17 protein-coding genes and 1 pseudogene are annotated in these 19,299 nt (G+C 67.7%); 8 read left to right on the top strand and 10 right to left on the bottom strand.

The window, feature by feature from the left end:
• Window positions 1–21 precede the first annotated feature (21 nt).
• The 5 genes from CQ034_RS02145 to CQ034_RS02125 are packed head-to-tail and all read left to right on the top strand — an operon-like array spanning window position 22 to window position 5,463.
• A complete protein-coding gene (locus tag CQ034_RS02145) occupies window positions 22–1,020 on the top strand; it encodes an ABC transporter permease (RefSeq protein WP_105709774.1) in 999 nt (332 codons plus the stop codon).
• Window positions 1,020–2,042, top strand: coding sequence for an ABC transporter ATP-binding protein (locus CQ034_RS02140; protein ID WP_105709773.1), 1,023 nt, complete (start codon window positions 1,020–1,022; stop codon window positions 2,040–2,042). Before CQ034_RS02145 ends, CQ034_RS02140 begins: the two co-directional genes overlap by 1 nt.
• A complete protein-coding gene (locus CQ034_RS02135; protein WP_105709772.1) occupies window positions 2,039–3,070 on the top strand; it encodes an ABC transporter ATP-binding protein in 1,032 nt (343 codons plus the stop codon). Before CQ034_RS02140 ends, CQ034_RS02135 begins: the two co-directional genes overlap by 4 nt.
• The gene (locus tag CQ034_RS02130) at window positions 3,057–4,265 is read left to right on the top strand and encodes an amidohydrolase (protein WP_105709771.1); all 1,209 of its coding nucleotides are present in this window, start codon (window positions 3,057–3,059) and stop codon (window positions 4,263–4,265) included. The genes CQ034_RS02135 and CQ034_RS02130 overlap by 14 nt, the downstream gene beginning before the upstream one ends.
• Window positions 4,249–5,463 (top strand): MFS transporter, encoded by a 1,215-nt coding sequence (locus CQ034_RS02125; protein WP_105709770.1) that lies wholly within the window; start codon window positions 4,249–4,251, stop codon window positions 5,461–5,463. The genes CQ034_RS02130 and CQ034_RS02125 overlap by 17 nt, the downstream gene beginning before the upstream one ends.
• A gap of 73 nt (window positions 5,464–5,536) precedes the next feature.
• Here the strand turns inward: CQ034_RS02125 and rpsO are convergent, their stop codons facing one another.
• On the bottom strand, window positions 5,537–5,806 hold the full coding sequence (gene rpsO / locus CQ034_RS02120; RefSeq protein WP_005048780.1) for a 30S ribosomal protein S15: 270 nt from the start codon (window positions 5,804–5,806) through the stop codon (window positions 5,537–5,539).
• Between the two features lie 185 nt (window positions 5,807–5,991).
• Here rpsO and CQ034_RS02115 point away from each other — a divergent pair, with 185 nt between their 5' ends.
• The gene (locus tag CQ034_RS02115; RefSeq protein ID WP_105709769.1) at window positions 5,992–7,284 is read left to right on the top strand and encodes an MFS transporter; all 1,293 of its coding nucleotides are present in this window, start codon (window positions 5,992–5,994) and stop codon (window positions 7,282–7,284) included.
• A gap of 33 nt (window positions 7,285–7,317) precedes the next feature.
• Here the strand turns inward: CQ034_RS02115 and CQ034_RS02110 are convergent, their stop codons facing one another.
• From CQ034_RS02110 to CQ034_RS02095, 4 genes are all read right to left on the bottom strand, one after another.
• Window positions 7,318–7,872 carry a YceI family protein gene (locus CQ034_RS02110; RefSeq protein WP_105709768.1) on the bottom strand — a complete coding sequence of 185 codons (555 nt, stop codon included), beginning with the start codon at window positions 7,870–7,872 and terminating at the stop codon, window positions 7,318–7,320.
• A 181-nt stretch (window positions 7,873–8,053) separates the two neighbouring features.
• On the bottom strand, window positions 8,054–8,422 hold the full coding sequence (locus CQ034_RS02105; RefSeq protein ID WP_029263650.1) for an FKBP-type peptidyl-prolyl cis-trans isomerase: 369 nt from the start codon (window positions 8,420–8,422) through the stop codon (window positions 8,054–8,056).
• A gap of 207 nt (window positions 8,423–8,629) precedes the next feature.
• Window positions 8,630–9,310, bottom strand: a complete 681-nt coding sequence (locus CQ034_RS02100; RefSeq protein WP_105709767.1) for an alpha/beta fold hydrolase — start codon at window positions 9,308–9,310, stop codon at window positions 8,630–8,632.
• Between the two features lie 39 nt (window positions 9,311–9,349).
• Window positions 9,350–10,579, bottom strand: coding sequence for a PrsW family intramembrane metalloprotease (locus tag CQ034_RS02095; protein WP_308737136.1), 1,230 nt, complete (start codon window positions 10,577–10,579; stop codon window positions 9,350–9,352).
• Between the two features lie 89 nt (window positions 10,580–10,668).
• On the opposite strand from CQ034_RS02095, the gene CQ034_RS02090 reads away from it, so the two are divergent.
• Window positions 10,669–11,538: a fumarylacetoacetate hydrolase family protein gene (locus CQ034_RS02090; RefSeq protein ID WP_105709766.1), complete on the top strand. Its 870-nt coding sequence runs from the start codon at window positions 10,669–10,671 to the stop codon at window positions 11,536–11,538.
• A gap of 68 nt (window positions 11,539–11,606) precedes the next feature.
• Here the strand turns inward: CQ034_RS02090 and CQ034_RS02085 are convergent, their stop codons facing one another.
• The 4 genes and pseudogenes from CQ034_RS02085 to CQ034_RS02070 form a co-directional block, all read right to left on the bottom strand.
• The gene (locus tag CQ034_RS02085) at window positions 11,607–13,067 is read right to left on the bottom strand and encodes an aspartate ammonia-lyase (RefSeq protein ID WP_029263654.1); all 1,461 of its coding nucleotides are present in this window, start codon (window positions 13,065–13,067) and stop codon (window positions 11,607–11,609) included.
• A 61-nt stretch (window positions 13,068–13,128) separates the two neighbouring features.
• Window positions 13,129–14,049 carry a phosphodiesterase gene (locus CQ034_RS02080; protein WP_105709765.1) on the bottom strand — a complete coding sequence of 307 codons (921 nt, stop codon included), beginning with the start codon at window positions 14,047–14,049 and terminating at the stop codon, window positions 13,129–13,131.
• 53 nt (window positions 14,050–14,102) lie between these two features.
• A pseudogene (locus tag CQ034_RS02075) lies at window positions 14,103–14,436 on the bottom strand (peptidase).
• Entirely contained in the window at window positions 14,433–15,812 is a 1,380-nt protein-coding gene (locus CQ034_RS02070; protein ID WP_105709764.1) for an inorganic phosphate transporter, read from the bottom strand. The pseudogene CQ034_RS02075 and the gene CQ034_RS02070 overlap by 4 nt, the downstream one beginning before the upstream one ends.
• A 156-nt stretch (window positions 15,813–15,968) precedes the next feature.
• On the opposite strand from CQ034_RS02070, the gene CQ034_RS02065 reads away from it, so the two are divergent.
• Window positions 15,969–18,068 (top strand): S9 family peptidase, encoded by a 2,100-nt coding sequence (locus CQ034_RS02065; RefSeq protein WP_105709763.1) that lies wholly within the window; start codon window positions 15,969–15,971, stop codon window positions 18,066–18,068.
• A gap of 54 nt (window positions 18,069–18,122) precedes the next feature.
• On the opposite strand, the gene CQ034_RS02060 is transcribed toward CQ034_RS02065, so the two are convergent.
• Window positions 18,123–19,151, bottom strand: coding sequence for a 6-phosphofructokinase (locus CQ034_RS02060; RefSeq protein ID WP_029263659.1), 1,029 nt, complete (start codon window positions 19,149–19,151; stop codon window positions 18,123–18,125).
• Window positions 19,152–19,299 lie beyond the last annotated feature (148 nt).

The raw sequence follows: 19,299 nt of genomic DNA, 5'->3' as shown, positions 1-19,299 counted from the left end.
TCGGCCCCGTACGGGACAGCAATGTTCGGATTCATCATCCGCCGCGTGACCGCGCTGGTCATCCTCCTGCTCGTCGTGAGCTTCGTGACGTTCGCCCTGTTCCAGATCGGCCCCGCAGACCCTGCGGCAGCCGCCTGCGGCCAGGAGTGCACCCCTGAACGTATCGACCAGGCGCGCGTCGCCCTCGGCATGGACAAGCCGTTCCTGGTGCAGTACTTCACGTACCTCAGTGGATTCTTCGGCGAACGGCTCATCGGAGCCCCGGGCGCCGAGCAGGTCTGCGCCTGGCCCTGCCTGGGCAAATCGTTCCAGACCAACGAGAACGTCACCGACGTCATCGTCAGAGCGCTCCCCTACACGATCTCCATCGCCGTCGGTGCTGTCGTGCTGTGGACCGTGATCGGCGTCGGCCTCGGCCTGCTCGCAGCCCTCCGCAAGGGCAGGGCGACGGACAAGATCATCGTCGGAGCCGCATCCGTCGGCGTCTCGCTCCCTGTCCCCGTCACCGGGCTGCTGCTCCTGCTCGTGTTCGTGAGCGCACTGCACTGGCTGCCGTTCACGAGCAATCAGATCTCGTCCCCGTTCGGCCCCGCCGGACCCGGGGCGTGGTTCACGAACTACCTGCTCCCCTGGGTCGCGCTGGCCATCCTGTTCAGCGCGCAGTACATCCGCATCACGCGGAACAACATGATCGAGACCTTCGGCGAGGACTACATGCGCACCGCGCGGGCGAAGGGTCTGAGCCCCGGACGGATCACGACCCACGGGGTCCGTGCCGGCATCACTCCGATCATCACGATGCTGGGCCTGGACATCGGCGCCCTGCTCGGCGGTGCCGTCCTGACCGAGCAGATCTTCTCGGTGCCCGGTCTCGGGTTCACGGCGGTGCGGGCAGCCACCTCGGGAGACCTCCCGGTCACCATGGCGATCACGATGCTCGCCGCCTTCTTCATCATCACCGCGAACGTCATCGTCGACCTCGTGTACGCGAGCGTCGACCCGAGAGTGAGAGTCAACTGATGACCACGCCGATCCTCGACATCCGCGATCTGCGGGTGACCTTCCCCACCGACGACGGTCTGGTGCACGCCGTGAACGGCATGGACCTCGTCGTGCAGCGCGGAGAGACCGTCGGCATCGTCGGCGAATCCGGTTCGGGAAAGACCGTGACCAGCCAGACCCTGATGGGGCTCCTCAAAGGGACCAGCGCGAAGGTCACCGGACGAGTGCTCTTCGACGGCACCGATCTGGTACCGCTCAGCGAGAGCGAGATGCGGCCATACCGCGGTCGCAAGATCGGGATGATCTTCCAGGATCCGCTCTCGGCGATGCACCCCTTCTACACCGTCGGCCGGCAGATCGCCGAGGCGTATCGCGTGCACAACAGGGTGAGCGCGAAGGCCGCGAAGGCCCAGGCGATCGAGATGCTGAACCGCGTCGGCATCCCCGATCCGGTCGCACGGTACGACTCTTACCCGCACGAGTTCTCCGGCGGTATGCGGCAGCGGGCGATGATCGCGATGGCCCTCATCTGCGAACCGGAGCTGCTCATCGCCGACGAGCCCACCACGGCGCTCGATGTCACGGTGCAGGCGCAGATCCTCGACCTGATCGGATCGCTCCAGGCGGAGACCGGTTCCGCCGTGATCTTCGTCACGCACGATCTGGGCGTCGTCGCCGAGGTCTGCAAGCGTGTCGTCGTCATGTACGGCGGCCAGTGCGTGGAAGAGGCCGGCGTGCACGACCTGTTCTTCCGGACCGCGCACCCCTATGCCCGGGGCCTGCTCGCATCGATGCCCTCGATGGTCGACGAAGCCGGACGCCTCACGCCCATCCCCGGCTTCCCGCCGTCGCTGCTCGACCTCCCGCAGGGGTGTCTCTTCGCCGATCGCTGCCCCGTCGCGGCCCTCGTGCCGGACGACAGATGCCGCACCGAGCGCCCCGGACTCACCCTCGTCGGCTCGGACCACCGCGCACGCTGTCACCTCGCGGAAGTCGACATCCAGACATCCGCGCTCGACCTGCAGGAGGTAGCCCGATGAGCGAGCCGCTGCTGAGCGTCGAGAACCTCGCCAAGCATTTCAGCGTCAGCAAGGGATTCCTGCGCGGGTCCTCGCAGGTGAAAGCGGTGGACGGGGTCTCCTTCACACTCGAACGCGGATCGACGCTGGGGCTGGTCGGCGAATCCGGCTGCGGCAAGTCCACCACCGGACGTCTGCTGATGCGTCTGCTCACCCCCACGTCGGGGCGGATCCTGCTGGACGGCGCCGACGTGTCCCAGCTCCGCGGGTCAGACCTGCAGCAGTTCCGGCGCCGCGTGCAGATGGTGTTCCAGAACCCTTCATCGTCGCTGAACCCGCGGCAGAGCGTCGGCGCGGCGATCGCGGCTCCCCTGCAGGCCCAGGGAATCTCCCCCCAGGAGGGCATGAAGAACCGGGTCGCGGCTCTGATGGACAGGGTGGGGCTGCGGCCGGAGCACTACAACCGGTTCCCCCACGAGTTCTCGGGCGGACAGAAGCAGCGCGTCGGCATCGCCAGGGCACTCGCGTTGGAACCCGACATCCTGGTCTGCGACGAGCCGGTGTCGGCTCTCGACGTCTCGGTGCAGGCGCAGGTCATCAACCTGCTGCAGGACATCCAGGCCGACACCGGCATCTCCTACGTGTTCATCGCGCACGATCTGTCCGTCGTCAAGCACTTCGCCGACGAGGTCGCCGTGATGTACCTCGGGCGCATCATGGAGCACGGCACCAGGGATGCCGTGTTCGGCGACCCGCAGCACCCGTACACGCAGTCGCTGCTGTCCTCCGTTCCGAGCCCCGATCCCACCGCCGACCGCAGTCGACGGATCCGTCTCGTCGGAGACCTCCCCCACCCGTCGAACCCGCCCAGCGGCTGCGTGTTCCGCACGCGATGCCCCGTGCTCCCGCTCCTCGACGAGGAACGGCGTCGGCAGTGCGTGGAGCAGGTTCCCACCGGCGATGCCGCGTGCCATCATCTGGCTGAAGCCGCCGACCTCGCGTCGCGGCTCGGCGCCCCCGAAGAAAGGAAAGTCCATGCTGATTCGTGACGTGCGCCCCTGGGGCGGCTCCGCCTCCGATGTCCTGATCGAGGACGGTCGCATCACCCGGATCCTCCCCCATGAGGCGACGCCGGCGTCCGGTGATGACGTCGACGGACGTGGGCGGCTTCTGCTGCCCTCCTTCAGCGATGTCCACGTGCACCTGGATTCGACCCGGATCGGACTGCCGTTCCGTGAGCACACCGGTGCACCCGGGGTCTGGGGCATGATGATGAACGATCGCGAGAACTGGCGCAACGCCGAGATCGACCTTCCCACGCGGGTGGCCGGCACCCTCGAACGCATGATCGCGCGGGGCACGACCCGCGTCCGCTCCTACGCGCAGGTCGACGTCGACTGCAAGCTCGAGAAGTTCGACGCGGTGATCGCGGCGAAGGAGAAGTTCGCCGCGCACGCCGACGTCCAGGTCATGACCTTCCCCCAGGCCGGCATCCTCCGCGAGGAGGGCACGGTCGCGTACTTGGAGGAGTCTCTCAAGCAGGGAGCGGACGTGATCGGCGGCATCGACCCGTCGCAGCTCGACCGCGACCCCGCCAAGCACCTCGACATCGTGTTCGGTCTCGCCGAGAAGTACCAGGTCGAGGTCGACATCCACCTGCACGAGCCCGGAGCGCTCGGTGTGTTCAGCACCGAGCTCGTGATGGAGCGCACACGCGCACTCGGCATGCAGGGCAAAGTCACGATGTCACACGCCTACGAACTCGGTTCTGTGAACGAGGCCACGAGCCGTCGTCTGATCGAGGAGTTCGCCGAGCTGGACATCTCGATGGCGACGGTGGCCCCCTCGACCAGCAATCACCTGTCCCTGGTGCAGCTCGTCGAAGCGGGCGTGCGGATCGGACTCGGTCAGGACGGCCAGCGCGACTACTGGAGCCCCTATGGCAACACCGACATGCTCGACCGCACCTGGCAGTTGGCCTTCACCAACGGTTTCCGTCGCGACGACCACATCGAGATGGCGCTCGCGGTCGCGACGATGGGTGGGGCGAGCATCATGTCCTCCACCTCACCGCGCCTCACGGGGGTCGAGGACCGACCCGGCCTGGCCGTCGGAGACCGGGCCGACCTGGTCCTGGTCGATGGCGAGACGCCCACCAGCGCGGTGATGGACCGGGGAACCGACCGACTCGTCATCCACGACGGCCGCGTGGTCGCCGACGGCCTTCGTGTCCTCGCGCTCTGAGCGTCGAGGCAGCGAGTTCCGCGATCGCGCCGTCGGGCTCGGCGCAGCCCTGCTGATCGGGCTCAACCTGCGCCCGGCGATCACCTCGGTCGCCGCCCTGCTCGAGCCGACGAGGGCGGCGTTCGACCTCGCACCGGTGCAGCTGAACCTCCTGGCGACGCTGCCGGTGATCGCCTTCGGCATCAGTGCACCGGTCGGGCCGCTGCTCGCCCGCCGCCTCGGTGTGACCAGGGCGCTGATCTGGACCATGGTGGCGCTCGCGGGGTCGCTCGCACTGCGGGTCGTCGTTCCCGGGGGCATGCTCCCGGGAACGTTCCTCGCCGGGGTGTCGATCATGGCTGCGGGGACCTTGCTTCCGCAGTACCTGAAGTCCCTTCGGGCGGGAGGTCTCTGGATCGGCCTGAGCAGCATGTCGTTCAGCGCGGGGGCCGCGCTCGGAGCGGGACTCGCCGTGCCGCTGAGCACGGCGGTCGGCGGGCCCGCGGTGGCGCTCGGGCTCTGGGCCGTGCCCGCTCTGATCGCCGCGGGCGCCATGGTCGGTGTGGCGCTGCGCTCGGAAGCTCCCCCACCGCCGTCGTCTCGGATGGCGCTGCCCCGGTCGGCTCGACCGACCGTCGCGCTGATCACCGCGATGTTCGGCCTCCAGGCGATGCTCTTCTTCGCGGTGGCCTCGTGGCTCCCCCGCATCCTCGGAGATCGCGGTGTGGACGCGCAGACCGCCGGCTGGCTGCTCGCGCTGACCAGCGTCGCGGGCCTCGTGCCGACGCTCGTCGCGCCGATCCTCGCTCGACGTCGCCGCGTTCTGCGGTTGTTCGGTCCGGGCCTGGGCATCGTGATGCTGGCGGCGTTCGTCTGGCTCGCTTCCGGCGACGAGTCGTACATCGCGATCACGGTCGTGCTCGGTGCCGTGCAGAGCGCGACGTTCGGACTCTCCCTCGCACTCATCGTGATGCTCGCCGCCGACGAGGCCTCGGCGGGCCTGCTGTCGGCTATCGCGCAGGGCGTCGGCTACGCGTTCGCCGGCGCGGGGAGCCTCCTCGTCGGCGTCCTCCACGACCTCACCGGCGGCTGGACGGCGAGCCTCGTGTTCATGATCGTGTGTGCCGCGGCGCTCGCCCTCGTCGTGGGGTTCGTGATCCGCTGCCGCCCGGTCGACCTGCAGGCACCGTCGGAGGTGCCTGCACTCCCCCGAGCATGACGAAGGCCGCCCCACACCGTGGGGCGGCCTTCTCAAGAATGTTCTGCGCGATTGAACGCAGGATCGCCTTGCTTTATCGACGCAGGCCGAGACGCTCGATGAGCGACCGGTAGCGGTTGATGTCGATGTCCTGCAGGTAACCCAGCAGGCGACGGCGCTGACCGACGAGCAGGAACAGACCACGACGCGAGTGGTGGTCGTGCTTGTGCTCCTTGAGGTGCTCGGTGAGGTCCTTGATGCGCTGCGTCAGCATTGCGACCTGCACCTCGGGGGATCCGGTGTCACCGGGGTGCGTCGCGTACTCTTCGATGATCGCCTTCTTGACGTCTGCTTCCAGTGCCATAGATTCGATCCCCTCTCTGCTTGTTGCGCGGCGCCCGACGCCTGATGCGAGGGCTCTCTTTATCCGCGGCCGATCGAACGGCAACCTGAAGAGTCTACCAGCCGAGGACACCCTCGCGTGACAACCGCGAGGGGCCGCTCGACCGGCGTCAACTAGGCTCGAACGGTGCAGAAGAAGATCGACGAGTGAGCGGCCGACGCGGTCACCTCATCGACCTCACCCCCCTGAAGACCAGTCCCGCCTTCGCGCGGATGTGGATCGGATCGACGCTCGCGGGCATCGGCGGTCAGTTGACGATCGTCACCGTGATGCTGCATGTGTTCGTGCTGACCGGGAGCACATTCGCCGTGTCCATGATCGCGGTCGCCGGACTCATCCCGATGATCCTCGCCGGCCTGTACGGCGGGATGCTCGCGGACGCATTCGACCGGCGCAGGGTGGCCCTGATCGCGGCGACCATCACGTTCGCCTCGACCGCACTGCTCGCCGCGCTCACGTGGACCGGCACCGAGACCATCTGGTGGCTGTATGCACTCAGCATGATCAACTCCGCCGCGAACTCGGTCGGCATGGCCACGCGCACGGCGATCGTGCCGCGCCTCATCCCCCGCGAGCAGCTGGCGGCGGCATCCGCACTCAACGGCGTCGCATTCGGGCTCACCGTCATGGCCGGCCCCGCGCTGGCGGGCCTGCTCGTGGCCCTCACCGGCTACGGCTGGACCTACACGATCGACGTCGTACTGATGCTGTCGATGTTCCTCGGCCTGTGGACGCTTCCGGTACTGCGCCCTGAGGGCGAGATCGTGCGCCCCGGCCTGGAATCGCTCGTCGACGGCTGGCGCTTCCTGCGCAAGGCGGGCAACATCCGGATGCAGTACATCATCGACATCATCGCGATGACGTTCGGCCAACCCCTCGTCCTCTTCCCCGCCCTCGGCACCGTGCTCCTGGGCGGCGGCGCCGTGACGACCGGAATCCTCACGGCGGCCGTCGCCGTCGGAACCTTCGCGTCGAGCCTGTTCTCCGGGCGCGTCGTCCAGTATCGGTGGCATGGCCGCGGCATCGCGCGGGCCGTCGAAGCGTACGGCGCTTCGATCCTCCTCTTCGGCCTGGTGCTGCTGATCGGGGCGTTCTCTCCGCCCGCCGGCGAGGATGCCCCGAACATCGGCCTGATCGTCGCCGCCTGCGTGGCACTCGCGCTCTCCGGGGCCTCCGACAACGTCAGCTCGATCTACCGCAACACGATGATGCAGGCGGCGGTTCCCGACGCGATGCGCGGTCGATTGCAGGGACTCTTCGTGGTGGTCGTCGCCGGCGGCCCGCGCGTCGGAGCCCTGTACGCCGGGACTCTCGCCACGCTGACCACCCTGTGGTTCCCGCCGCTGCTCGGCGGCGTCCTGGTGATCGCCCTCGTCGCGATGCTCTCGCGCCGCAACCGCCGATTTCACGACTACGACGCAGAGAACCCCGAGCCCTGACGGACCCGGGGTTCGAGGAACTGCGTGACGGCGTCAGTCCTGCTGCAGCGCGCCCTGCAGGTCGAGGCTGATCGTGATGTCCTTGCCCACGAGCACGCCACCGGTCTCGAGTGCGGCGTTCCACGTGAGACCGAAGTCCTCGCGGTTGATCACGGCCTTGGCAGAAGCGCCCGCCTTGTAGTTGCCGTACGGGTCGGTGCCGAATCCGCCGAAGTCGAGCTCGAAGCTGACCGGCTTGGTGACGCCGCGGATCGTGAGGTCACCGTCGACGAACAGCTCGTCGCCCTTGACGCGCGCGCCGGTGGACACGAACTCCATCGTCGGGAAGTTCTCGGTGTCGAAGAAGTCGGCGGAGCGCAGGTGGGCGTCGCGACCCTCGTCGTTCGTGTCGACCGAGGTGACGTCGACAGAAGCCTCGACCTTGGCCTCGAGCGGGTTCTCGGGGGCGATCAAGGTCGCGCTCTTGATGCCGAAGGTGCCGCGCACCTTGGAGATCATCATGTGGCGGACGCTGAACGTCACCTCGCTGTGCGAGGGGTCGAGCACCCAGGTGCCGGGACGGTAGCCGGGAATGTCGATGCTGGTCATGGTTTCTCCTTCGGAGACATCGGCCGCTGATGCGGCTTCGGACAGGGGCCGCGTTCACCGCGACCCCTGTGACAACTTACATTCATTCGCATATATTCCCCTGAATGCGGATGTTCTTCCGATATACAACAGAGACGCCCCTCCTCCGAGGAGGAAGGGCGTCTCGGCGTACGGGTCGGGCTCAGCCGACAGCGACGAGATCGATGATGAAGATCAGCGTCTTTCCGGAGAGGAAGTGGCCGCCACCGACCGGGCCGTAGGCCAGGTGAGGCGGGATGATCAGCTCACGGCGTCCGCCGACCTTCATGCCGGGGATGCCGTCCTGCCAGCCCTGGATCAGGCCGCGCAGCGGGAACTGGATGGTCTCGCCGCGACCCCAGGACGAGTCGAACTCCTCGCCGGAGTCGAACTCGACGCCGGCGTAGTGCACGGTCACGGTGTCGCCGGGCTTCGCCTCTGCGCCGTCACCCTCGATGATGTCGCGGATGACGAGCTCCGCGGGAGCGGGGGCGCTGGGGGCATCGAACTCAGGCTTTGTGCGATCAGTCATGCCTCCATCAAACCCGAGCCCGCGGGAGGGGTCAACGCGATCGCACCTGCTCACAGCGAACACTTCGACGGGAGCAGCGGCAACAGCCTCTTGACACCCTCCACGGTCGGGTGCACCCTGATTACAGATCAACTCAGCGCCCGGGAGACTCGCAGGCATCGCCGCAGCACCGGGCGCTGAGTCTTGCCACCGCGGGGTCTCCGGGCGTCAATCGAGGTAGCCGACGAGCATCTCCGCGATCTCCGTCGGCCTGCTGAGCATGGCGCAGTGTCCGCCGGGGACCTCGTCGGCGACCACCCCGAGACGCTCTCGGGCGAGGTCGCGGAGAAAGCGCGGCGGGAAGAAGCGATCGTCCGCGAACACGATGACCCGCGTCGGCACATCGGGCCAGACCCTCAGCGGCCACGGGACCTCCATCGCCGCCGAGGACGGATGTGCGCGCTCCTGCCGCAGTGCTTCATCCGCCAGCTCTCGCGGCACGCCGTTGTAGAAACTCACGTAGGGGTCCTCGTTACCCGTCAGTCCGCCATCGATCGCCGCCTGGGCCTCGGCGGCGGCGAGATAGCCCGACTCGGACCACCATCGCTCCGGCGGCTCACCGGGCGCCGGGATCATCCCCGCGGCCAGCACGAGGAGATCGGCCGACAGTCGCTCGGCGACCAGAGGCGCCGTGAAGGCTCCGAACGAGTGGCCGAGCACGACGACATCGCGTCGTGCCCCCACCTCTGCCACCACGGCGTCCGCGTAGTCCTCGAGAGTGAGGGAATCGTCACCGGCGGGGAGATCGGGGGCGAAGACCTCGTGTCCGCGCGCCACGAGTTCTGCGGCGACCAGATGCCAGGACCACCCGACATCTCCCCCGCCGTGGATCAGGACGAACGTGCTCATCGCGACCGCCTCCTCACGACGAGTATCCCGATGTCGGGCTCAATACGCCAGCAGTGCGGCCCTGGCGGCTCGGGTACGGATCAGCAGCGCACGCTCGTCCTCGACGGCGAGCGGATCGCGCCCCGTGATCGCCCGCTGACGGACCGCGGCCAGCGCGGTCGCGTCCTTGATGAACTCGCGCATGATCGGACGCCGGTCACCCCGAAGACCTCGCGCCCAGTTGAGACCCGCCTTGCGTCCGCTCGATGTGGCGAGCATCGTGACCTCTTCGGGCGTGAACCACCCCGCGTTCGCGTACTCGGCGAGGCGCGCACGAGTGAGGCGCGCCTCTTCGCGACGGAGAGCGACGATTCCGAGGATGAAGCCCACGAAGAGCGGCACCTGCAGGGTGAAGTACAGTCCGAAGAAGTCGGCGAAGGTCGCGGACCCGTTCCAGAGTGCGTGCAGGAGGACCGCTCCGAGCATTCCCAGCAGGCCCGCACCGATCGCGGAGCTCGCCGATCCGTGTCGCCGCGCGACCAGACCGATCGCGAAGCCGGTCACCGCCGTGAACATGGCGTGTGCGAACGGGGACAGGATCGCGCGCACGGCGAAGGTGACGGTGAGCTGCTCGCCACCACCCTCGATCAGGCTGACCGCGAAGTACTGGATGTTCTCGGTGAAGGCGAACCCCGCGCCGACGAGTGCTCCGTACACGACACCGTCCACCGGACCGTCGAAGGCGCGACGGGCGAGCAGGAAGATGAGGAAGACCCCGAGTCCCTTCCAGAACTCCTCGACGATCGGCGCCTGCACCACCGCCGTGAAGGCATCGGAGGTGATGCCGAGCAGGATCGTCAGCCCCACGTCGACGAGCAGAGTGAGCCCCGCAGCCGCCAGTGCGCCCCAAGCGATCGCGAAGAACACCAGGCGCTTCGGCTCCGGTTCCCAGCGGTCGATCATCCGGACGCCGAGGAACACCACGGTCAGCGGGATGAGGGCGAGCACCAAACCGACGACGGAGGCGAAGACACCGAGCGCCCACCCGAAGTAGCCGACCAGGGCGAGCAGCAGGAAGCCCAGGAAACCGAAGAGCCAGAGCGAGATCGTGCGCCCCTTGCGCGTCGGCACCGGCAGCGCGGGCAGCGACTCGGCCGGCGACGGCGCGACCGGAGCAGGCGGTGTGTACGGTGTCGGCTGGGCCAGACGCGAGGCATAGGCCGGCTGTCGCGGGGGTGGCGGCATGTACGGCGAGGGCTGCTGCGGCGGCGGGGGTCCTCCGAAACTCATAGCCAAAGCTTATGGGGAACAAGAGAGACGCCTCGGGTATGGCTGAGTCCTCCACCCGCTCGTCGCCCGGCAGCCGGTAGCGTAGAACCATGCGGTTCGCTCACCTGCGCCGTCCTGACTCCCCGCGCACGGTTCTCGCCGTGGTGCAGGACTCGGACGCCATCCTCGTCTCTGATCTCCTGAACGACGCCCCTGCCACGCTGCAGCAGCTGATCGAGGGAGGGGCCCCTCTCCTCGAGCGACTGCGCGCCGCGCTGGCCGCCGCAGACGCGGAGCGCCATCCGCTCGGCGACTGGGCGTTCTCCTCCGCCGTGATCGCTCCCCCGGCGGTGCTCGCCGTCGGGCTCAACTATGCGGCGCACTCCAGCGAGCTGGGCTTGAAGACCGATGCGGCACCGACCGTGTTCACGCTGTGGCCGAATTCGCTCACCGGACACGAACAGACCACCTCCTGGCCGCGATCCCTCAGCGAGGCCGTCGACTACGAGGCCGAGCTCGGCGTGCTCATCGGAACCCCCGCCAAGGACGTCAGCGAGGCGGATGCTCTCTCGCACGTCTGGGGCTACACCGTGGTGAACGACATCACCGCCAGGAACATCCAGTTCTCGGAGGCACAGTGGTCGCGATGCAAGTCATTCGACGGATTCACCCCGACCGGACCGTTCGCGGTGACCGCGGATGAGATCTCCGACCCGCAGGATCTGCATATCTGGGCGGTCGTGGACGGCCACACGGTTCAGGACGCCAGCACGGACCAGATGGTGCGCTCCGTCGCCACGCTGATCGCGCACCTCTCGCAGTCACTCACGTTGCTGCCCGGAACCCTCATCTCGACGGGCAGCCCCGGTGGCGCCGGGTATTCGCGGGATCCACAGATCTTCCTGCGCGACCACTCCACCGTGACCGTCGGAATCGACGGCATCGGCGAGCTCACGACGCACTGCCGCATCACCGACTGAGCAGCTCGACGCACGAAGAGGGGGATGGATGCCGCGGCATCCATCCCCCTCTTGCCTTCGCGGGTGGGTCAGACCTCGATGCGGTCCTCCGGCGAGATCACCGGGATCGCCGCGGTGATCGTCTCGAGCCCGGACAGACGAGCGGGCGAGAGCTGCTTGACGACCTCGTCGCGCGACATCAGACCGGCCTCGACGACCAGGTCCGCGACGCTCCGGTTCGTCAGGAGCGCGGTCTTCGCGAGCGCCGCAGCGGCCGCGTAGCCGATGAACGGCGTCAGGGCGGTGATGACGCCGACCGATGCACCGACCATCGCGCCGAGACGATCGCGGTTGGCGGTGATGCCGTCGACACAGTTGACGCGCAGCGTCCACATCGCCTGGCGCATCCACGTGATCGACTGGAAGATCGAATGCGCGATGACCGGCTCGAACGCGTTCAGCTGGAGCTGGCCCGCCTCGGCGGCCATCGTCACCGTCATGTCGGCGCCCGCGACGGCGAACGCGACCTGGTTCACGACCTCGGGGATGACCGGGTTCACCTTGCCGGGCATGATGCTGGATCCGGCCTGCATCGCAGGCAGGTTGATCTCGCCGAAGCCCGCCTGCGGGCCGGACGAGAGCAGCCGGAGGTCGTTGCAGATCTTCGACAGCTTCATCGCGTTGCGCTTGAGCGTCGAGGAGAACGACATGAACGAGCCGGTGTCGCTGGTGGCCTCGACGAGGTCACCGGCCGTTCGCAGGTCGAGCTGCGTGATCTCGCGCAGGTGCTTGAGCACGGCGGGGGCGTAACCGGGGTGCGTGGTGATGCCGGTGCCGATCGCCGTGGCACCCATGTTGATCTCGAACATGAGCGAGGCGTTCTCGGTCAGCCGCGTGTGGTCGTAGCCGAGAGTCGTGGCGAAGCCGTTGAACTCCTGGCCGAGAGTCATCGGCACGGCGTCCTGCAGCTGGGTGCGACCGACCTTCAGCACGTCGTGGAACTCGCGGGACTTGCCGAGGAACGACAGTCGCAGCAGGTCGAGCTCTTCGAGCAGCGAGCGCAGCGTCAGTGAGAGGCCGATCTTCACGGCGGTCGGGTAGACGTCGTTGGTCGACTGGCTGCGGTTGGTGTGATCGATCGGCGACAGGAAGGCGTAATCGCCCTTCTCGCGGCCGGCCAACTCCAGCGCGATGTTGGTGATGACCTCGTTCGCGTTCATGTTCGTCGAGGTACCCGCGCCACCCTGGATGACGCCCACCGTGAACTGCTCGTGGAACTCGCCGTCGATGACGCGCTGCGCGGCACGGTCGATCAGGTCGGCGCGCTCGTGGTCCAGTACCCCGATCTCGCGGTTCGCCCGCGCACTCGCCTGCTTGACCATCGCCAGCCCGACCACGAGGTCCGGATAGACCGAGATGGGCCGTTTCGAGATCGGGAAGTTCGCGTCGGCGCGGGAAGTATGAATCCCCCAGTACGCGTCGACGGGAATCTCCATGCTCCCGAGCGAATCGGTCTCGGTGCGGGTCGGGGTAGGCGCGGCAGAAGCCATGTCACATCCTCGTGGGTCGTGGCGGGTGAGAAGGGTGGGGGATGCTCTCAGTCTACGCCGCTCACCGGCCGGGCTTGCGGGAGAACGCCTCGAGTCGCTGCTCCGGTGTGAGCGCCGCCATCCGCTCGAGCCAGTCCGCGGAGAAGTAGTCCCCGGTCGCGGCCTGCGTCACCGGCACCACCGTGTGCGTGATCGTCTCCGGGTACACGTGCACGAGCTGGAAGGCCTGGGCCGCGTCCATGCCGTTCACCTCGGCCGACGGACGCGCCACGTTCATCGTGTAGCAGGTGGCCGACGAGACACTCACCGGGACGCCGGCGAAGGTGCCCTGCGACGAGTAGTGCAGGTGACCGGCGAGGATGCCACGGACATCGGTTCCGCGGATGACCTCCGCGAGCTCATCCTGATGCCGAAGCTCCAGGATGTCGAAGAGCGGCAGATGGCTCGGGAGCGGTGGATGGTGCATCGCGAGCAGGGTGCCGTGCGGAGCGGGATCCGCGAGCACGTCGGCGAGCCAGGACAGCTGTTCTTCGTCGAGGTCGCCGTGATGCCAGCCGGGAACGCTGGTGTCGAGAGCGATGAGGCGAAGCCCGGCGAGGTCCCAGACGCCCGTCACCGGATCCTCCGTCGGCTCCGCATCGAGGAGTCCTGCGCGCAGTGCCGGGCGTTCGTCGTGGTTGCCCGCGACCCAGATGAGCGGAGCGCCCAGCTCGTCCGCCACCGGCTCGACGGCAGCCCTCAGCCGGCGATAAGCGTCGGGCTCACCCAGATCGGCGAGGTCGCCGGTGACGACGATCGCCGACGGATGCGGATGCACGGATCTGATCGCATCGAGCGTTCGGGCGAAATTGGCCTCGACGTCGTACTTCCCACCGAGCCGCGCTCCCCCTGCGAGGAAGTGCGGATCACTCACGTGGATCAGCACATGGCTTGCGGGGTCATGTCGGCCGAAGGAGTACGCGTTTCCGGTTCCTGCGGACATGCCAACAGCCTAGGCCTCGACCCCGCGTCGGCATTCGACCTGCCGGCGTCGGGTCAGTGCCCGATGACGAGGAGCAGGATGCCGGCGACCACGGCCGCGGCGCACAGCGCGAAGCATCCGTACGCACCGAAGAGCGCGACCCGCTTCTGCCCCTCGGTGAGCGGGCTCTTCCGCGCCGCCTTCGCCGCCTGCTTCTCGGCGCGCCTCATCTCCTTCTCGGAGATCGGTGATCGCATCCGTGAACTCGGCGGGGCTCACCACCGGGGCGCGACCGCTGCGCACCAGCAGACGAAGACCGAGGGCGTAGAAGGTGACGATGGCCGCCGCGCCGATGAGTGCTGCGAGGAACACCTGGAGGAACGCGATCCAGTCGATGACGACGTTCATTCCGAGTCCCCGTTCCGGTTCGCATCCGAGTTCTTCGATGAGGAGGCGGATTTGGCACCCTTGACGCTCGCCTTGGCCTGAGCCTTCTTCTTCGCCTTGGCCTCCGCGTCCTTCTTCGCCTGGGCCTTCACCTTCTCACGAGCCTCGGCACGGGCCTTCGCCTCGGCCTTGGCCAGCTCGATACGCTGCTGACGACGCGTCGGCGGCGGCGTGTCCGGGAGCTCGATGGCCATCCCGGATTCGGCGACGTCACTCATGGCGTTCGCGGATGTGACGGCGTTGCGGCGCGAACGCATGAACAGTCCCAGGATGATCACGACGGCGATGACCGCGTCGATCGCCACACCCCAGTTGCCGAGCCAGACGACGAGAAGCGCCGCCAGAGCACCAACGGCTCCCGCTGCGGGAAGCGTGAGCAGCCAGCCGACGCCGATACGACCCGCCGTCCGCCAGCGGACCGTGGAGCCTCGGCGACCGAGACCGGAGCCGATCACGGAGCCCGAGGCCACCTGCGTGGTCGAGAGCGCGAAGCCGAGCGCACTGGAGGCCAGGATCGTCGCTGCCGTCGAGCTCTCCGCCGCGAAGCCCTGCGCGGGCTTCACATCGGTGAGCCCCTTGCCGAGGGTGCGGATGATTCGCCAGCCACCGAGATACGTGCCGAGCGCGATCGTGAAGGCGCAGGCGACGATCACCCAGAGCTGCGGTTCGTGGTGCACGCCGGACTGCCAGCCGATGGTGATCAGAGCGAGGGTGATGACACCCATCGTCTTCTGCGCGTCGTTGGTGCCGTGCGCGAGTGCGACCAGCGAGGACGTGAAGATCTGCCCCCAGCGGAAACCGTCGCGACCGTCGGGCTTGCCGTCGTAACGTCGCGTGATCGAGTAGGCGATCTTCGTCGCCGCGAAGGCGATGAGCCCCGCGGTGACGGGGGCGATGAGCGCAGGGAGCACGATCTTCGAGAGCACCATGCCGAAGTCGATGCCGCCGAGCCCCGCACCGACCAGGGTCGCGCCGATCAGGCCGCCGAACAGCGCGTGCGATGAGCTCGACGGAAGGCCCAGGAGCCAGGTCAGCATGTTCCAGGTGATGGCGCCGATCAGGCCCGCGAAGATCAGGGACAGGAAGAGGTCCGCCCCCGCGGAGATGATCGCGTCTTCGCGGATGATGCCGCCGGAGATCGTCTTGGAGACCTCGGTGGACAGGAATGCACCCACCAGGTTCAAGACGGCGGCGAGGAGGACGGCGGTCTTGGGCTTGAGCGCACCGGTGGCGATCGGCGTCGCCATGGCATTCGCCGTGTCGTGAAAGCCGTTGGTGAAGTCGAAGAAGAGTGCCAGCGCGATGACAAGCACGACGATGAGGGCTGCGGTTTCCACCGTTCGCTTTCGGTCGTTTGAGGAAGAAGGAGATGTCGACGTGATCGACGTGACGAACGAAGAGTTCACCGTGGGTTTGACTTCCGTTAACCGGCCCCGCTAAATCCTCCCACCCTCCCCCGTGCCGGTCAACTCGACCTGGGATAGCGTGGGACGGTGACTGACGCTCCCCTCGCTGCCCGCCGCTCCACGCTCCGCACACACCACGGTGACACATTCGACGACCCGTACGAGTGGATGCGGGCGAAGGACTCCGCCGAGGTCATCGCGCACCTCGAGGCGGAGAACGCCCACACCGACGACGAGACGGCGCACCTGGCCGACCTGCGCGAGCGCCTCTTCGAGGAGATCAAGAGTCGCGTGCAGGAGACCGATCTGTCCGTTCCCACCCGGCGCGGAGACTGGTGGTACTACAGCCGCACCGAAGAGGGCGCCCAGTACGGCATCCACTGCCGGGCCGCCGCGGAGCACGACGACTGGACTCCCCCGAAGCTCGAGGCCGGCGTGCCGGTTCCCGGCGAGGTCGTGCTGCTCGACGGGAACGTCGAGGCCGACGGGCACGAGTTCTTCTCGCTCGGGGCGTTCGACACCTCGGACGACGCGACGAAGCTGCTCTGGTCGACCGACTTCGAAGGCGACGAGCTGTACACGGTGCACGTGCGCGACCTCGTCTCCGGCGAGACCCTCGACGACGAGATCCCGAACACCGGCGGCGCCTCCTTCACCCCGGACGGCACCGGCGTCCTCTACACGACCCGAGATGAAGCCTGGCGGCCCGACACCCTGTGGCTGCACCGCCTCGGCACACCGGTCGCGGACGATGTCCAGCTGTTCCACGAACCCGACGAGAAGTTCTGGCTCGGCGCCGGGATCACCCGCAGCCGCCGGTACCTCGTCGTCGGCGTCGGTTCGAGCATCACGAGCGAGGAGTACCTCGTCGATCTGACCGGCGACCTCACCGCGACGCCTCGCCTGGTGTGGCCGCGCCGCGAAGGAGTGGAGTACTCCATCGATCACGCCGTGGTGGACGGCGAGGACAGGCTCTTCATACTGCACAACGACGGAGCCCTCGACTTCGAACTCGTCTCGGTGGCGGCGTCCGACCCTCAGGGCGAACGGCGGCGGGTCGTCGCCCACGAGGCGGGAAGGCGTCTGCTCGGCATGGATGCGTTCCGCGACTTCGCAACGGTCGAGTACCGCAGCGAGGGACTCGAGCGCGTCGGGCTTCTCGACTACACCACGAACACCGTCGACGAGATCCCCTTCGACGAGCCGCTGTACTCCGCCGGAGTGAGCGGGAACCCGGAGTGGCACTCCCCCTTCCTGCGACTCGGATACACGTCGTTCGTCACGCCCGGCACGGTGTACGACCTCGACCTGTCGAACCGCGAGCTGGTGCTGCGCAAGCAGGTCACCGTACTCGGCGGCTACGACCCGGACGAGTACGGTCAGCGGCGCGAATGGGCGACGGCGTCCGATGGGGTGCGCGTGCCGATCTCCCTCGTGTGGAAGCGCTCATTCGGCGAGCCCGGTGCGGGAGCACGCCCCGTGCATCTCTACGGCTATGGTTCCTACGAGCATTCGATCGACCCCGGGTTCTCGGTCGCGCGACTCTCCGAGCTCGATCGCGGCGTGATCTTCGCGGTCGCTCACGTGCGCGGCGGCGGCGAGATGGGCCGCCAGTGGTACGAAGACGGGAAGCTGCTCAGCAAGCGCAACACCTTCACGGACTTCGTCTCCTGCGGTGAGCACCTGGTCGCGACCGGTGTCACCACGCCGAGCCGACTGGTCGCCGAGGGCGGCAGCGCGGGCGGACTGCTGATGGGCGCCGTCGCCAACCTCGCCCCCGAACTCTTCGCCGGAATCCTCGCCGGAGTTCCGTTCGTCGACGCTCTGACGACGATCCTCGACCCTTCGCTGCCCCTCACCGTGATCGAGTGGGACGAATGGGGCGATCCTCTCCACGACGCCGACGTCTACGAGTACATGAAGTCGTACTCGCCGTACGAGAACGTCCGCGACGGCGTCCAGTACCCCCGCATCCTCGCGGTGACATCACTCAATGACACCCGCGTGCTCTACGTGGAGCCGGCGAAGTGGGTCGCACGTCTGCGCGAGGCCGGTGCCTCCGACGTGCTCCTCAAGTGCGAGATGGTCGCCGGGCACGGCGGCGTGAGCGGCCGCTACAACTCATGGCGGGAGCGCGCCTTCGAGCTCGCCTGGCTGCTCGACACCCTCGGCCTCGCCGAGGCCTGAGACGCGACGACGAAGCCCGCCCGTTCGAACGGGCGGGCTCGTCGAGCGGAAGTCTCAGCCGAAGAGTGCGGCGGCCTCGTCGTAGCGGTAGCGCGGGACTGTGTTCAGCTCGCCCAGCGCATCGGCGAACGGCACCCTGACGATGTCGGTGCCCTGCATCGCCACCATCTGGCCCCAGGCTCCGTCGACGAGCGCGTCCGCGGCATGGAGGCCGAGTCGCGTCGCGAGGACCCTGTCGAACGCCGACGGGGAACCACCGCGCTGGATGTGGCCGAGGATCGTGGCGCGCGTCTCGATACCCGTGATGCGCTCGATCTCGGGAGCGAGCAGATCGCCGATGCCACCGAGCCGCGGCCGGTTGAAGGCGTCGAGCCCCTTGTCGCTGTACGCCTCGTCCATTCCGAGGAGCTTGAAGCCTTCGGAGACGACGACCAGGGGCGCGCGGCCGCGGTCGTGGGCGCTGGTCACGAGCTCGGTGATGTCGTCGATCGACATCGGCACCTCGGGGATGCAGATCACGTGGGCGCCGGCGGCCATACCGGCGTGCAGGGCGATCCAGCCGACGTGGCGTCCCATGACCTCGGCGACCATGCACCGCTGGTGGGAGTCGCCCGTGGTGCGAAGCCTGTCCATCGCATCCGTGGCGATGTTCACCGCCGTGTCGAAGCCGAACGAGTAGTCCGTCGCCTGCAGGTCGTTGTCGATCGTCTTGGGGACGCCGATGACCTTGATGCCGTCCTTCGCGAGACGGTCGGCCGCGGCGAGAGTGCCTTCGCCGCCGATCGCGATGATGCCGTCGATCTTGTGCCCGTAGAGGGTCTTGGCGATGTTCTCCGCTCCCCCGCGCTCGCCCTCGTAGGGGTTCGTGCGGCTGGTGCCGAGGATCGTGCCGCCGACCTTGGACAGGCCCTTCACCTCGTGGCGCGTGAGCGGCATGAAGTCCCCGTCGACCAGCCCCCGCCATCCGTCACGGATGCCGACGAACTCCAGGTCGTACGTGGTGGTGCCCTTGAGCACGATGCCGCGGATGACCGCGTTGAGTCCGGGGCAGTCGCCGCCGCTCGTCAGGATGCCGATCTTCATGCTGGTGCCTTCAGACGTTCGGGAGATGGGGGAAAGAGGCGACGCTGCCTTCGATCGACACTAGCGCCCCACGTACCCGGGCGCCATTCGAAGCCGACGAAAACCGTCGATCTTGACACCGCAATCCGTCGATCTCGACGAACTTCTT

Source organism: Microbacterium sp. MYb45, from assembly GCF_002979655.1.
In the GTDB taxonomy this organism is placed as follows: Bacteria; Actinomycetota; Actinomycetes; order Actinomycetales; family Microbacteriaceae; genus Microbacterium.
The sequence above is the reverse complement of the archived record's forward strand: the minus strand, read 5'-3'. Positions and strand labels throughout refer to the sequence as shown.